The sequence below is a fragment of the Actinosynnema sp. NPDC050801 genome (assembly GCF_040673975.1).
GTDB lineage: Bacteria > Actinomycetota > Actinomycetes > Mycobacteriales > Pseudonocardiaceae > Actinosynnema.
Map to the genome: position 1 here is coordinate 1 of NZ_JBFAQZ010000006.1, position 13,541 is coordinate 13,541.

12 protein-coding genes and 1 riboswitch are annotated in these 13,541 nt (G+C 71.9%); of the genes, 4 read left to right on the plus strand and 8 right to left on the minus strand.

Going from position 1 to position 13,541, the window contains the following annotated elements:
- Nucleotides 1–221: 221 nt before the first annotated feature.
- From AB0K14_RS14960 to AB0K14_RS14980, 5 genes are all read right to left on the minus strand, one after another.
- Complete coding sequence (locus tag AB0K14_RS14960) at nucleotides 222–1,433, minus strand: multidrug effflux MFS transporter (RefSeq protein WP_360465881.1); 1,212 nt, start codon at nucleotides 1,431–1,433, stop codon at nucleotides 222–224.
- 107 nt (nucleotides 1,434–1,540) lie between these two features.
- A complete protein-coding gene (locus AB0K14_RS14965) occupies nucleotides 1,541–2,476 on the minus strand; it encodes an RluA family pseudouridine synthase (protein WP_360465878.1) in 936 nt (311 codons plus the stop codon).
- The gene (gene lspA, locus AB0K14_RS14970) at nucleotides 2,473–3,066 is read right to left on the minus strand and encodes a signal peptidase II (protein WP_360465875.1); all 594 of its coding nucleotides are present in this window, start codon (nucleotides 3,064–3,066) and stop codon (nucleotides 2,473–2,475) included. The genes AB0K14_RS14965 and lspA overlap by 4 nt, the downstream gene beginning before the upstream one ends.
- 23 nt (nucleotides 3,067–3,089) lie before the next feature.
- A complete protein-coding gene (locus tag AB0K14_RS14975) occupies nucleotides 3,090–4,427 on the minus strand; it encodes an aminotransferase class V-fold PLP-dependent enzyme (RefSeq protein WP_360465872.1) in 1,338 nt (445 codons plus the stop codon).
- A 36-nt stretch (nucleotides 4,428–4,463) separates the two neighbouring features.
- A riboswitch (SAM riboswitch) is annotated at nucleotides 4,464–4,577 on the minus strand.
- A 62-nt stretch (nucleotides 4,578–4,639) separates the two neighbouring features.
- A complete protein-coding gene (locus tag AB0K14_RS14980; protein WP_360465869.1) occupies nucleotides 4,640–6,121 on the minus strand; it encodes a potassium/proton antiporter in 1,482 nt (493 codons plus the stop codon).
- 191 nt (nucleotides 6,122–6,312) lie between these two features.
- On the opposite strand from AB0K14_RS14980, the gene AB0K14_RS14985 reads away from it, so the two are divergent.
- Complete coding sequence (locus AB0K14_RS14985; protein ID WP_360465867.1) at nucleotides 6,313–7,260, plus strand: M28 family metallopeptidase; 948 nt, start codon at nucleotides 6,313–6,315, stop codon at nucleotides 7,258–7,260.
- Here AB0K14_RS14985 and AB0K14_RS14990 read toward each other — a convergent pair.
- Both AB0K14_RS14990 and AB0K14_RS14995 read right to left on the minus strand, forming a co-directional pair.
- On the minus strand, nucleotides 7,257–7,538 hold the full coding sequence (locus AB0K14_RS14990; protein WP_360465864.1) for a DUF167 domain-containing protein: 282 nt from the start codon (nucleotides 7,536–7,538) through the stop codon (nucleotides 7,257–7,259). The genes AB0K14_RS14985 and AB0K14_RS14990 overlap by 4 nt on opposite strands.
- Nucleotides 7,531–8,079 carry a TetR/AcrR family transcriptional regulator gene (locus AB0K14_RS14995; protein ID WP_360465862.1) on the minus strand — a complete coding sequence of 183 codons (549 nt, stop codon included), beginning with the start codon at nucleotides 8,077–8,079 and terminating at the stop codon, nucleotides 7,531–7,533. Before AB0K14_RS14995 ends, AB0K14_RS14990 begins: the two co-directional genes overlap by 8 nt.
- A 55-nt stretch (nucleotides 8,080–8,134) precedes the next feature.
- On the opposite strand from AB0K14_RS14995, the gene AB0K14_RS15000 reads away from it, so the two are divergent.
- From AB0K14_RS15000 to AB0K14_RS15010, 3 genes are all read left to right on the plus strand, one after another.
- On the plus strand, nucleotides 8,135–8,596 hold the full coding sequence (locus AB0K14_RS15000; RefSeq protein WP_360465859.1) for an SRPBCC family protein: 462 nt from the start codon (nucleotides 8,135–8,137) through the stop codon (nucleotides 8,594–8,596).
- A 68-nt stretch (nucleotides 8,597–8,664) separates the two neighbouring features.
- Nucleotides 8,665–9,225 (plus strand): sigma-70 family RNA polymerase sigma factor, encoded by a 561-nt coding sequence (locus tag AB0K14_RS15005; RefSeq protein WP_360465856.1) that lies wholly within the window; start codon nucleotides 8,665–8,667, stop codon nucleotides 9,223–9,225.
- Nucleotides 9,226–9,323: 98 nt separating this feature from the next.
- Nucleotides 9,324–9,890, plus strand: a complete 567-nt coding sequence (locus AB0K14_RS15010; protein WP_360465884.1) for a sigma-70 family RNA polymerase sigma factor — start codon at nucleotides 9,324–9,326, stop codon at nucleotides 9,888–9,890.
- 267 nt (nucleotides 9,891–10,157) lie between these two features.
- On the opposite strand, the gene ileS is transcribed toward AB0K14_RS15010, so the two are convergent.
- The gene (gene ileS / locus AB0K14_RS15015) at nucleotides 10,158–13,265 is read right to left on the minus strand and encodes an isoleucine--tRNA ligase (protein WP_360465853.1); all 3,108 of its coding nucleotides are present in this window, start codon (nucleotides 13,263–13,265) and stop codon (nucleotides 10,158–10,160) included.
- Nucleotides 13,266–13,541: the final 276 nt, after the last annotated feature.

Sequence of the window (13,541 nt, forward strand, 5' to 3'; positions counted from 1 at the left end):
CGAACGGGCGCATGGTGCCGCAGTTCAGGTGGTGCACCTTCATGGTCTCGGCCTTCCGAGGAGTGCGCCCAGCCGGGCGGCGACAGCGTGCGACGATCGAAGAGCGTGATCGCCGGGAAATGAGGACGCGAACGACCGACGCGACCTCGCATGGTGGTCCCGTAGTAGAACCGCAGGCCGCAGGTTGCAGGTTGCAGGTCGCAGGCCTTGGACCGCAGGACTCAGGCGGTGGGGACGGGGGCGGGGTCGCGGGTGATGCCGATGTCGCCCTTGGTCATGGTGGCGAAGACGAGCACGGCCAGGGTCGTGGCGGCCGCCATGACGGTCACCATCGGCAGCACGCTGGCCGAGCCGCCGGCGCCGACCAGCGGTGCCATGAGGCCGCCCACCAGGAACGTCAGCACGCCCAGCACCGCCGACGCGCTGCCCGCCGCCTCCGGGTGCCGGGACATCGCCAACGCGCCGGCGTTCGGCATGAGCAGGCCGACGCTCATCGTGAGCACGAACAGGGGCGGCAGGAACGTCGCCAGCCCACCACCGACCAGGCCACCGACGAGCAACCCGACGCCGCCGACCGAGGCGCCCGCCAACCCGATCTTGAGCAGCGGACGGGGCATGATCCGGCCGGTGAGCCTGGTGTTGAGCAGGCCGGCCAGGACGATCGCCACCGAGTTCGCGCCGAACACCAGGCTGAACTGCTGCGGCGTCAGCCCGTACACGCCCTGGAGCACGAACGACGCCCCCGCCACGTAGCCGAACAGCGAGCCGAGGGCCAGCGCGGACGCCAGGGCGTAGCCGAGGAACTTGCGGTCGGCCAGCAGCCCGCCGAACACCTTGACCGTGAGCAGCAGGTTCGCCGGCCGCCGCTTGGCCTTGGGCAACGTCTCCGGCAGACCGACGGCCAGCGCGACCAGCAGGGCCGCCCCGACCACGGCGAGCGCGACGAACGTGCCGCGCCAGCTGGTGAACCGCAGCAGCTGCCCGCCCAGCACCGGGGCCACCACCGGCCCCAGGCTGTTGACCAGCATCATCAGCGACATGAACCGCGCCATCGCCAGGCCTTCGAACCGGTCGCGCGCGACCGCCATCGCCACCACGAACCCGGCCGCCACGCCGAGCCCCTGGAGCAGGCGCAGGCCGGACAGCGCGAGGGCGCTCGGCGCGACCGCGCAGAAGAGCGACACCACGACGTAGCTCGCGATGCCGAACAGCAGCGGCCGCCGCCTGCCCCACGAGTCCGACAGCGGGCCCACCAGCAGCTGCCCGACCGACAGCCCGATGATGAACGTGGTCAACGACAACTGGATCTGCGACTCGGTCGAGCCGAACTCGCCCGCGATGGCGGGGAACGCGGGCAGGTACGTGTCGATCGAGAGCGGTCCGAGCAGGCACAGCGTGCCCAGTAGTGCCACCAGTCGGGTTCTGCTGTCCATCCGCCATCCCCCAGGCTCGTCTGTCAAAAGCTTCGCAAGACAAACGACCGGGGGAAAGCGATATGGCACACATCACGCGCCAAGCGCAAGACTTGCGCGAAAATCCGTCAGTAACCCTCGGCCCGCAACAGTTCCAGGGCGCTGGAGAGGTCGTCCGGGTACTCGCTGGTGTAGGACACCCACTGGCCGTCGGCCGGGTGGTGGAAGCCCAACGTCCTGGCGTGCAGCCACTGCCGGGTGACGCCGAGGCGCTTGGCCAGCACGGGGTCGGCGCCGTAGGTCAGGTCCCCGACGCACGGGTGCCGCAGCGCGGAGAAGTGGACCCGGATCTGGTGCGTGCGGCCGGTTTCGAGGTGCACGTCGAGCAGTGACGCGGCCCGGAAGGCCTCGACCACCTCGTAGTGCGTGATGCTCGGCTTGCCGTTGGCCATCACGGCGAACTTGTAGTCGTGCTTGGGGTGCCGGTCGATCGGGGCGTCGATGGTGCCCTTGATCGGGTCCGGGTGGCCCTGCACGAGCGCGTGGTAGAGCTTGTCGACCGTGCGCTCCTTGAAGGCGTGCTTCAACGCCGAGTAGGCGCTCTCGCTCTTCGCCACCACCATGACGCCGGTCGTGCCGACGTCCAGCCGGTGCACGACGCCCTGCCGCTCGGCGGCGCCGGACGTGGCGATCCGGATGCCGGCCGCGGCCAGGCCGCCCACCACGGTCGGACCGGTCCAGCCGGGGCTGGGGTGCACGGCCACGCCGACCGGCTTGTCGACCACGATCACGTCGTCGTCCTCGTGCAGGACGATCAGGCCCTCCACGGGCACCGCCTGCACCTGCACCGGGCGTTCGGGCTCGGGGAGGGTGACCTCCAGCACGGAACCCGCGATCAGGCGGTCCGACTTGCCCGCAGGTTGCCCGTCGAGCACGACGTCACCCGATTCGGTCAGCGCGGCGACGACCGTGCGGGACAGGCCGAGGAGCTTGGCCAGGCCGGCGTCGACCCGCATCCCGTCCAAGCCGTCCGGCACGGGCAGGGTCCGGTAGTCGCCGGTCATGCGCCCGCCTTCTTCTCTGACTGGGATCCGGGCTTCTTCTCCACGCGGGTGCCGTCGTAGTCGCGCTGGAGCAGCGCCATCAGCACGATCACGCCGCCGCCCACGCAGATGGCCGAGTCGGCCAGGTTGAACACCGGGAAGAAGTTGCCCCAGGGGTCGAGCACCGAGATGAAGTCGACCACGCCGCCGCGCAGCGGGCCGGGACCGCGGAAGATCCGGTCCACCAGGTTGCCCATCGCGCCGCCCAGGACCAGGCCCAGGCCGATGGCCCAGCCGACCGACCGCAGCCGGCGCGCGATCCACAGGATGAACACGACGACACCGGACGCGATCAGGGCGAGGATCACCGTCCAGCCCTCGGCCAGGCCGAACGCGGCGCCGGTGTTGCGGATCAGCGGCAGGTAGAGCAGGCCGCCGAGCAGCTCGACCGGCTCACGCCCCTCCAGGTGCTCCACCGCGAGGATCTTGGTGACCAGGTCGAGCGCCAACACGAGCGGCGCGATGACGGCCAGCAGGAGGACCCGTCGCTTCGGCAGCGGCTGGTCCGGCTGGTCCGGCGTGTCCGGCTCGGTGTTGGGATCGGTGCTCACCGGGCCATTGTCCAGCATCGGGGTCAGCGCAGGAACGGCGGGAGCGCGCGCTGGTCGTCCAGCGGCACCCAACGGCCGTCGCGCTGCTCGTACTCCCACCGCGAACCCTCGACGACGAGCGCGCGCAGCGCGGCCACGAAGCGGTCCACGTGCTCCTCGGTGGTGCCCAGGCCGATCGACGCACGCAGCGCCCGTTCGCCGTGGGCGAGGCGGTGCACGGCCACGTGGGCGCAGAACGCGCCGTCGCGCACACCGATGCCGTGCTCGGCGCTCAGCGCCGCTGCCAGGTAGCCGGCGTCCTGACCGCCGACGGTGAAGCTCACCACGCCCACCCGGTCCTGGTCCGGGCCGAACAACGTCAGCTCGTGCACGCCCGGCACGGTCCGCAGGCCCGCCCGCAGCCTGGCCAGCAGCACCCGCTCGTGCTCGGTGGTCTGCTCCCAGTGCCTGCCCAGCACGTCGCACGCCACGGCCAGCGCGTGCACGCCCACCACGTTCGGGGTGCCGGCCTCGTGCCGCTCGGGCACCGCCGACCAGGCCACGCCGAGCCGGTCGCCGTGGTCGGTGACGCGGGCCGTCGCACCGCCGCCCACCAGGTACGGCTCGGCGGCCTGCAACCAGTCCGACCGGCCGACCAGCACGCCCGCGCCGAACGGCGCGTAGACCTTGTGCCCGGACAGCACGGTGTAGTCGACGTCGAGCGCGCGCACGTCCACCGGCCGGTGCGGCGCGAGCTGGGCGGCGTCCAGGGCGATCCGGGCGCCGTGCCTGCGGGCGACGCGCGCCAGTTCGGCCACCGGCCAGAGCTCGCCGGTCACGTTGGACGCCCCCGTGACCACGACCAGGCGCGGGCCGACCGGCGCCTCGCGCAGCGCCCGGTCCAGCTCCAGCACCGCCTGGGCGGGCGACGCGGGGGTGCGCAGGCGGCGCACGTTCGGGCCGCGCCACGGCAGCAGCGCGGCGTGGTGCTCGGTGTCGAACAGGGTCACGGCCGTGTGCTTCGGCAGGCTCCTGGCCAGCAGGTTCAGCGCGTCGGTGGTGTTGCGGGTGAAGACGACGGCGTCGGTGCCGCGGGCGTTGAGGAACCGGCGGACCGACGTGCGGGCCTGCTCGTAGACGCGGGTGCTGACCTGCGAGGCGAAGCCCGCGCCCCGGTGCACGCTGGCGTACCAGGGCAGCACCTCGTCCACCGCGTCGCGGACCTGCTCCAGGCACGGCGCGCTGGCCGCGTGGTCGAGGTTGGCGTACTCGACGCGCTCACCGGTGACCAGCGGCACGCGCAGCGACGCGCCGACCACGCGGGGCAGTGCCGGCTTCTCCGGCCGGACGACGGTGCTGGTGAGGGGAACTGCGATGGTCATGACGCCCTCCGGGGTCCGGGACCCCACCGGAGGGGGAGCCCGCGCTTGCCGGACGCCCTGCGCGCCGGCCAGGTCCTCACCAGGGGCACCCCACCGCGGTAGGAGGGTTGCCGGCCAGCGAGCCTGGGCTTCGCGCTGGCACTCATGACCTTCGGTTCGAAGTTAACCCGGACCGCGCCCCCGCGTCGAGTCCGGTTCACATCCTGGGAGCGTCACGGCAGGCCGACGTCGCCCTTCCAGCGGGCGAACCGGCCCGCCCGGTCGACCGCCCGGATGCGCTGCTCGGTCGCCGTGCGCATGGCCTCGGTGCACACCACCAGCAGCTGGTCGTGCTCCTGCAACCGGGTCGTCGGCTGCGGGGTGAAGCCGTTGTCGTCACGCACCACGAGGCTGACCGACGAGCCGGGCGGCAGCCGCAGCTCCGACAGGTACACGCCGTGCAGCTTGGAGCCGGGCTGGATGCGGACCTGGAGGAGTTCCGCACCCAGCTCGTCCAGCGCCGACGAGTCGACCTGCACCTCCTGCGCCTCCCCGGACTTGACCAGCCCGAGCCACTTGGCCAGCCACGGCAGGCTCGTGCCCTGCACCACGGTCAGCACCACCACCAGCACGAACACCGCGTCCACCAGCCGCTGCGCACCCGGCACGCCCTGGATCAGCGGGATCAGCGCGAACACGATCGGCACCGCGCCGCGCAGCCCCGACCACGAGATGAACACCTGTTCGCGCCACGGCACCCGGAACGGCAGCGCCGCGCTGAGCACCGACAGCGGCCTGGCCAGCAGCACCAGCACCGCGCCCGCGACCAGCGCGGGCACCAGCACGTCGAGCAGGCGTCCCGGTGAGGCGTACAGGCCGAGCAGCACGAACAGCCCGATCTGCGCGATCCAGCCCAACCCCTCGGCGAACGACAGGGTGTCCGCCCGGTGCGGCAGGCGGGCGTTGCCGAGCACGAGGGCGGCGATGTAGACGGCGAGGAAGCCGGACGCGTGCGCGAGGTCGCCGACCGTGTAGGCGAGCAGGCACACGGCGACCGTGGCCAGCGGGTACAGGCCGGTGGCGGGCAGCGCGGCCCGGCGCAGCCCCACGCCGCCGACCCAGCCGAGCACGATCCCGATCACCCCGCCCGCGACGAGCTCGTAGGCCATCAGCAACGGCGCGGTCCACGTGATCGGGTCGGGGGCGGCGAGCAGCACGACGGCGATGTACACCGGCGCGTCGTTGATGCCGGACTCCAGTTCGAGCGCGCCGATGAGCCGCTTGCGCACCCCCACCCCGCGCAGCACGCTGAACACGGCCGCCGCGTCGGTGGACGACAGCACCGCGCCCCACAGCAGGGCCGTGCGCCAGTCCATGTCGAGCAGGAAGTGCAGCGCGAACCCGGTGACCGCGATGCTCACGCCGACGGCCACCGTGGACAACGCGATGCCCAGGCCCAGCGCGGGCTTCACCGCGCTCCACCGGGTGGTCAGCCCGCCCTCGGTGAGGATCAGCACGAGCGCGACGGTGCCCAGCGAACGGGTCAGGTCGGCGTCCTCGAACTGGATGCCGAGCACGGCCTCACCGAGCAGCAGGCCGATGCCCAGGTAGAGCAGGAGGGATGGCAGACCGAGCCTGATCGACACCCGAACCGCGATGACCGAGAGCAGCAGAACGCCGGCGGCGATGCCCAGGTAGCCCGTCACACCGCCCACTCGACCTCCAGGCCGTCGTTCCCGCTACATCACTCGACGGGGTCATTCTCCCTGGCGACACCGAAATGGACGAATCCGGCAACCCCCGCGGCGTCACCAGCCGAACGCCCCTAGCGCGAACGACGTCGAACCGTGCATGTTGACGAACGGGTCCGCCGCCCCGGTCACCTCCACACCCTGCGGGAGAAACCGTGAAGCTGCGAACGATCTCCGTCGCGCTGGTCACGACCGGCGCGCTCCTGGGCTCCGGCCCCGGCTCGGCCACCGCCGCGCCACCTCACGTCCTGGCCGGGCCGGACATCCCGGTGTCCGCCGTCCAGGCCGACCTCGACCAGTTCCAGAGCATTGCGAACGCCAACGGCGGCAACCGGGCGCACGGCCGTCCCGGTTACCTGGCCTCGGTGAACTGGGTCAAGTCCAAGTTGGACGCCGCCGGGTTCACCACCCGGGTGCAGTCGTTCAGCCGCAACGGCGCCACCGGCTACAACCTGATCGCCGACTGGCCCGGCGGCGACCCCGACAACGTGGTCATGGCCGGCGGGCACCTCGACAGCGTGTCGGCCGGCCCGGGCATCAACGACAACGGCACCGGCTCGGCCGGGCTGCTCGAAGTCGCGCTGGCCGTGCGGTCCACCGGCTTCCGCCCCACCAAGCACCTGCGCTTCGCCTGGTGGGGCGCGGAGGAACTGGGCCTGGTCGGCTCGACGCACTACGTGAACTCGCTGTCCACAACGGACCGCTCGCGGATCGACGCCTACCTCAACTTCGACATGATCGGCTCGCCGAACCCGGGCTACTTCGTCTACAGCGCGTCCGGGCAGCCGTCCGGCTCGTCGGCGCTCCAGCAGGTGCTCCAGGGCTACTTCGGCTCGATCGGCGTGCCGACCGAGCTGACCAGCGTGGGCGGTCGGTCCGACCACGCGGCGTTCGCGCGGGCGGGCATCCCGGTCGGCGGCACGTTCACCGGCGCGGAGGGCACCAAGACCTCCGCGCAGGCGCATAAGTGGGGCGGCACGGCCGGCACCGCGTTCGACCGCTGCTACCACCGCTCGTGCGACACCAGGTCGAACGTGAACGCGACCGCGTTGGACCGCAACACCGACGCCATCGCGCACGCCGTGTGGACGCTGGCGGCCTAACCGTCCAGCAGCCGCGCCAGCACCTCGGGTGCGCCGGCCGGGGCGGGGTCGACCTGCACGACCTTGTCCCGGCCGCGCTCGCCCGCGACCACCTCGACGTCCTGCCTGCGCACGTCGAACGCCTTGGCCAGCGCCTTGCGGACGGCCTCGTTCGCCTTGCCCTCCACGGCGGGCGCGGCGACGGCGACGACCAGCGCGCCGTCACCCCACCGGCCGCCGACGGCCTCGCGCTTCGCGCCCGGCTTGACCCGGATCGCGAACCGGAACGCGTCAGGCACGGCACACCACCGCGGTCAGCGTCTCCTCCAACAACTGGCGGCGCGCCTTGACCACGTGCGGGGTGGACGACAGCAGCTGCGCCTGCCCCAGGTAGACGGAGTAGGCGAGCACGGCCCGCTGGTGCGCCACGTCGGCGTCGAACCCGAGTTCGGCGAACAGCTCCTCCAGGTAGCCGATGCGGCGGTCGGTGACGCGGCGCAGCACCGGCTCGACCGCCGGGTCGTCCTTGGCCGCGAGCATGGCCAGCTCGACCGCGCTGTCCTCGACGTGCTCCAGCACGGTGGCGAACAGCAGGCGCAGCTTGTCCAGCGGCTCGGGCACCGACTCGACGATCTCGATGACGGCCTCGGTGTGCTCGCGCTCCCAGCGTTCGAGGGTGGCCTTGAGCAGGGCTTCCCGGTTGGGGAAGTGCCAGTAGGCGCTGCCCTTGGTCGCACCGAGCCTGGCCGCGAGCGGTTCCACGGCGACGGCCGCCACCCCGCCCTCGGCCAGCGCCCGCAGGGCGACCCCGGTCCAGTCGTCGCGCGTCCGCCGTGCCATGACTCCGTACGCTACCGTACGGTAATGGACCATACGGTCCCGTATGGAGGTCGTGATGATCGAGAACGTGCACACCCGGCCGATCCCCGACGCCGCCGGCCTGGTCGACCGGGTGGTGGAGCTCTGGCCCGCCGACCGGTGGCCACCACTGGTGCTCGACCGGCCGCTCGGCGTCGGCGCGGAGGGCGGTCACTCGTTCGTGCGCTACCGCTGCACCGGCCACCTGCCCGGCCGGCGGGCCGAGTTCACCTTCGCGCCCGGCGTCGGCCTGGTCGGCACCCACGTGCTGGAAGCGGTACCGGGCGGGTTGCGGCACACTCTGACCGGTCGGCCGCGCGGCCTGATGCGGTTGTGGTGGCCACTGGCCGTCCGGTGGTTGCACGACGCGCTCGTCGAAGACCTGCTCGACAACGCGGCGCACGCCGCCGGACACCCACCCGTTCACCCGGCCAGGTGGTCGGTCCGGGTGCGGCTGCTGCGCGCGGGTCTCCGGAGGGGCGCCCGGCGACCCGCCTGACCGGATTTCCTCCACAACCACCGGTCTGGTCCGTCTACCCGTTACCGGGACCAGAGGGGGGAGGGTTCGTGACGCCGGACGACCCCGACGACCACGCGGCCACCTTCAGCGACTTCTACCACCGGGAGCGGATCCGGCTGTTCCGCTTCGCCGCCGTGATGTCACCGCACCTGGACCACGAGTCCGCGGTGCAGGAGGCGTTCGTCAGCGCGTGGCGGCACTGGCCGGTGATCACCCCGGAGGCCAGGCGTGCTTGGCTGGTGAAGACGATCCGCAACCTGCTGGTGGACCAGGCCCGCCGGCGGGAGCGGCCGGGCGACCTGACCGACGAGGTCGTGGCCCGGCAGCGCGGCACGTACCGGATCCTGGTGCCCAAGCAGCGGGACGCCGAGACGTGGCACGAGCTGGTCAGCACGCTGGCGGCGGTCGCGAACCTGCCCGACCACCTGCGCACCGCGCTGGTGCTGCGGTTCTGGGACTTCGACGACGACGAGATCGCCGACGTGCTGGGCTGCCGGCGGGCGTCCGTGCGGCGGTACGTGTCGGAGGCGCGGGCGAAGGTCAGCGAGCAGGTCGGCAACGAGGAGCGACGGGTGCGCGGCTCGCAGCGCGGGAAGGGGACGTCATGACCGACGAGCTGGACCCTCGGCTGGACCACCTGCGCGCCGAGTTGGCCGAGGCCATCCCGGAGGATCCCGGTGCGGACGACCTCGGCGTGGCGGCGATCATGGCGCAGGCGTCGCGGTACGACCGGCAGGCGGCCCTGGTCGAGGCCGCGCGGTCCGGTTCGCGGGAGGCGCTGGAGTCGCTGGTCGCCGAGCTGACCCCGTTGGTGTGGCACGTGGCCAGGGGCAACGGCCTGGACCAGGCCACCGCGGAGGACGTCGTGCAGACCGTGTGGCTCAGCCTGCTGCGCCACCTCGACCGCCTGGCCGAGCCGCGGGCCGTGGCCGGCTGGCTGATCGTCGCCACCCGCCGCGAGGCGCAACGGGCCTGGCGCGACCTCAACGGCCGCCCGGCGCTGTCCACCGACTCCGCCGTCGACATGCCCGACGACCGCTGGCTGCCGGAACCGGAGGCCCTGCGCGACGACCGCGACCGCCGCCTCTGGCGCGCGTTCAACTCCATGTCCCGCCGCTGCCAGGAACTGCTGCGGCTGACCGTGCTGGCCGGCCGGGCCGAGTACCGGGCCGTGGCCGAGGCCCTCTCCATGCCGCGCGGCTCGATCGGTCCGACCCGCGGGCGTTGCCTGACCCGGCTCAAGGCCCGGCTGGAAGAGGACGACGTGCGCTGACCGGCTGGCCGGCCGGGGTGCACGATGCCCAGCCCGTGGGTGGCTCTGGTCATGGAGACGTACAGGTCGTTGTGGCCCACGACGAGGCGCCTGCCGGGTTCCCGGTCTGGGCGAGGTCCCCGACGATGGTCATCGACCTGGTGCGTCGACGATCAGTGCCGTCGAGCGTGCACGGCGGCGGCGGGGAAGAACAGTCTTGTCCTTCCCCGCCGCCTCAGCCGCCCGCATCAGGTCGCGGGCGGTGGCCCGCGACCCTCCGGCGCGGCGTCAGACCTTGGTGACCGCGACGCGGACCTTCCGGCCCTCGCCGACCACGCCCTCCGAACCCTCGGTGACCTCGCCGTAGGACACCGACTCGGCCAGCGTCTCCTCCTTCAGGAACGCCTCGAACCGGCGCACCGCGTCCTCCACGTCCGCCGGCAGCTGGAGCGTCAACGCGATCCGGTCCGACACGTCCAGCCCGGCGTCCTTGCGCGCCTGCTGCACCACGCGCACCAAGTCCCGCGCGACGCCCTCGGCGGCCAGCTCCTCCGTCACCGCCGTATCCAGCACGACCAGCCCGCCGCTGTTCGGCAGCGCCGCCGTCGCGCCCTGGTCGGTGGCGACCAGCCGCTGCTCGTACTCCTCCGGGAACAGCTCGATCCCGGCGGCGACGACGCGGCCATCCACCTCCTGCCAGTCACCGGCCTTCACGGCCTTGATGACCTTCTGCACGTCCGGACCCAGGCGCGGTCCGGCGGCACGGGCGTTGACCGCCAGCTGGAAGTGGCCGTGCGCGTCCACGTCCGTGGTCAGCTCGACCTCCTTGACGTTCACCTCGTCCCGCAGGACCTCGGTGAACGCCGCCAGCGGCGCGACGTCGGCCGCGGCGATGACGAGCTTCGCCAGCGGCAGCCGCACCCGCAGCTTGTTCGACTTGCGCAGCGACAACGCGGTCGACGCCACCTGCCGCACCTGGTCCATCGCGGCCACCAGGGCGTCGTCCGCGGGCAGGTCCGCGGCGACCGGGTAGTCGGTCAGGTGCACCGAACGGCCACCGGTCAGCCCACGCCAGACCGACTCGGTGGTCAGCGGCAGCAGCGGCGCGACCACCCGGCACACGACCTCCAGCACGGTGTGCAGTGTGTCGATCGCGTCCTGGTCGCCGGACCAGAACCGGTCGCGCGAACGCCGCACGTACCAGTTGGTCAGCACCTCCAGGAACTCCCGGATCGACGCGCACGCGCCCGAGATGTCGTAGTTGTCCAGCTGCGCGGTCACGCCGGCCACCAGGTCGTGCGTCTTCGCCAGCACGTACCGGTCCAGCACGTGCTGCGACGAGGTCCGCCACGTCCCCTCGACCCCGTCCGCGTTGGCGTACAGGGCCAGGAAGTACCAGGAGTTCCACAGCGGCAGCACGGCCTGCCGCACCGCGTCGCGGATGCCGCGCTCGGTCACCACCAGGTCGCCGCCGCGCAGGATCGGCGACGCCATCAGGAACCAGCGCATCGCGTCCGAGCCGTCCCGCTCGAACACCTCGTTCACGTTCGGGTAGTTCTTGCGCGACTTGGACATCTTCTGCCCGTCGTCGCCCAGCACGATCCCGTGCGCCACGCAGTTGCGGAACGCCGGCCGGTCGAACAGGGCCGTGGCCAGCACGTGCATGGTGTAGAACCAGCCGCGCGTCTGGCCGTTGTACTCGACGATGAAGTCACCCGGGTAGTGGTCCTCGAACCACTGCGCGTTGTCGAACGGGTAGTGCACCTGGGCGAACGACATCGAGCCGGACTCGAACCAGCAGTCCAGCACCTCCGGCACCCGCCGCATCACCGAGCGACCCGTGGGGTCGTCCGGGTTCGGCCTGGTCAGCGTGTCGATGACGGGCCGGTGCAGGTCGGTCGGGCGCACGCCGAAGTCGCGTTCCAGCTCGTCCAGCGAGCCGTAGACGTCCACCCGCGGGTACTCCGGGTCGTCCGACACCCACACCGGGATCGGCGAGCCCCAGAACCGGTTGCGGGAGATGTTCCAGTCGCGGGCGTTCTCCAGCCACTTGCCGAACTGGCCGTCCTTTATGTGCTCGGGCACCCAGTTGATCTGCTGGTTCAGCTCGACCATGCGGTCCTTGAACTTCGAGACCGCGACGAACCAGGACGACACGGCGCGCTGGATCAACGCGTTGTCGCACCGCCAGCAGTGCGGGTACGGGTGGTCGTAGGTCTCGTGGCGCAGCAGCAGACCCGCTTGCTTCAGGTCGCGGATGATCGCCTTGTTCGCCTCGAAGACCTGCTGACCCTCGTACGGCGGCACCTCGGCGGTGAACCGGCCGTGCGCGTCGACCGGCACGACGACCTCGATGCCCGCCGCGTCGGTGACGACCTTGTCGTCCTCACCGAAGGCGGGGGCGATGTGCACCAGGCCCGTGCCGTCCTCGGTGGTGACGTAGTCGGCGGCCAGCACCTGGTGCGCGTTCTCCCGTCCGACGAAGAAGTCGAACGGCGGCGCGTACCGGCGCCCGACCAGGTCGGCGCCCTTGCAGCGGGCCACCACCGACGGCTCCTCGCCCAGCTCGCGCGCGTACGCCGGGACGCGGGCCTCGGCGAGCAGGTAGCGCTCGCCGTTCGCCTCGACCGTCACGTAGTCGACGTCCGGGTGCACGGCGGCGGCCAGGTTGGACGGCAGCGTCCACGGCGTGGTCGTCCACACCAGGGCCAGCTCGCCGGTCTCCAGCCGCAGGCCGACGGTCACCGCCGGGTCCTGCCGGTCCCGGTAGGTGTCGTCCATCTTGGTCTCGGTGTTGGACAGCGGCGTCTCGCAGCGCCAGCAGTACCAGAGCACCCGGAAGCCCTCGTAGACCAGGCCCTTGTCCCACAGGGTCTTGAAGGCCCACATGACGCTTTCCATGTAGTCCAGGTCGAGGGTCTTGTAGTCGTTGTCGAAGTCCACCCAGCGGGCCTGCCGGGTCACGTAGTCGCGCCACTGGTCGGTGTAGCGCAGCACCGACGTGCGGCAGGCGTCGTTGAACTTCTCGATGCCGAACGCCTCGATCTCGCTCTTGGACGAGAACCCGAGCTGCTTCTCCGCCTCGACCTCGGCGGGCAGGCCGTGGGTGTCCCAGCCGAAGCGGCGTTCGACGTGCTTGCCGCGCATGGTCTGGTAGCGCGGGACGACGTCCTTGACGTAGCCGGTGAGCAGGTGGCCGTAGTGCGGCAGGCCGTTGGCGAACGGCGGGCCGTCGTAGAACACGAACTCGTTCGACCCGTTGTCCCCCGCCGGGCGGGACTCGATCGACGCCTGGAACGTCCGGTCGGACTCCCAGAAGCCGAGCACGCCCTCCTCGAGGGCGGGGAAGGACGGCTGGGAGGGAACGGACCCCTCGCCTGCCTTCGGGTAGGCCATCGTGCAGCTCCTCGCGTGCGTCAACCGGCTCACGGGGACGACACGCCGGTCAGGCGCACCGCGGTACCACCCCGCTTGCCAGGGCGCGAAGGCTCTGGCCTCTCTTGTCGACGGCTGTGACGGGCCGCTCCCGTCCGGTTCTACTGAGGCGTGTCCCACCGGGGCACGCGCCCGTTCTTCCGGAGGCTCCCCGGTGATGGCCGGATCAACGCCGTGCTGCCACCCAGGGTAGCCGAACCGCGCAAACCACTTTGAGCAGTTCCCCCACGCGGCTCG

Excerpts from the sequence above, each read along its gene's own strand:
- AB0K14_RS14960 (WP_360465881.1), bottom strand. The coding sequence starts at position 1,433 with ATGGACAGCAGAACCCGACTGGTGGCACTACTGGGCACGCTGTGCCTG.
- AB0K14_RS14965 (WP_360465878.1), bottom strand. The coding sequence starts at position 2,476 with ATGACCGGCGACTACCGGACCCTGCCCGTGCCGGACGGCTTGGACGGG.
- AB0K14_RS14975 (WP_360465872.1), bottom strand. The coding sequence starts at position 4,427 with ATGACCATCGCAGTTCCCCTCACCAGCACCGTCGTCCGGCCGGAGAAG.
- AB0K14_RS14995 (WP_360465862.1), bottom strand. The coding sequence starts at position 8,079 with ATGGCACGGCGGACGCGCGACGACTGGACCGGGGTCGCCCTGCGGGCG.
- AB0K14_RS15000 (WP_360465859.1), top strand. The coding sequence starts at position 8,135 with ATGATCGAGAACGTGCACACCCGGCCGATCCCCGACGCCGCCGGCCTG.
- AB0K14_RS15010 (WP_360465884.1), top strand. The coding sequence starts at position 9,324 with ATGGCGCAGGCGTCGCGGTACGACCGGCAGGCGGCCCTGGTCGAGGCC.
- ileS (WP_360465853.1), bottom strand. The coding sequence starts at position 13,265 with ATGGCCTACCCGAAGGCAGGCGAGGGGTCCGTTCCCTCCCAGCCGTCC.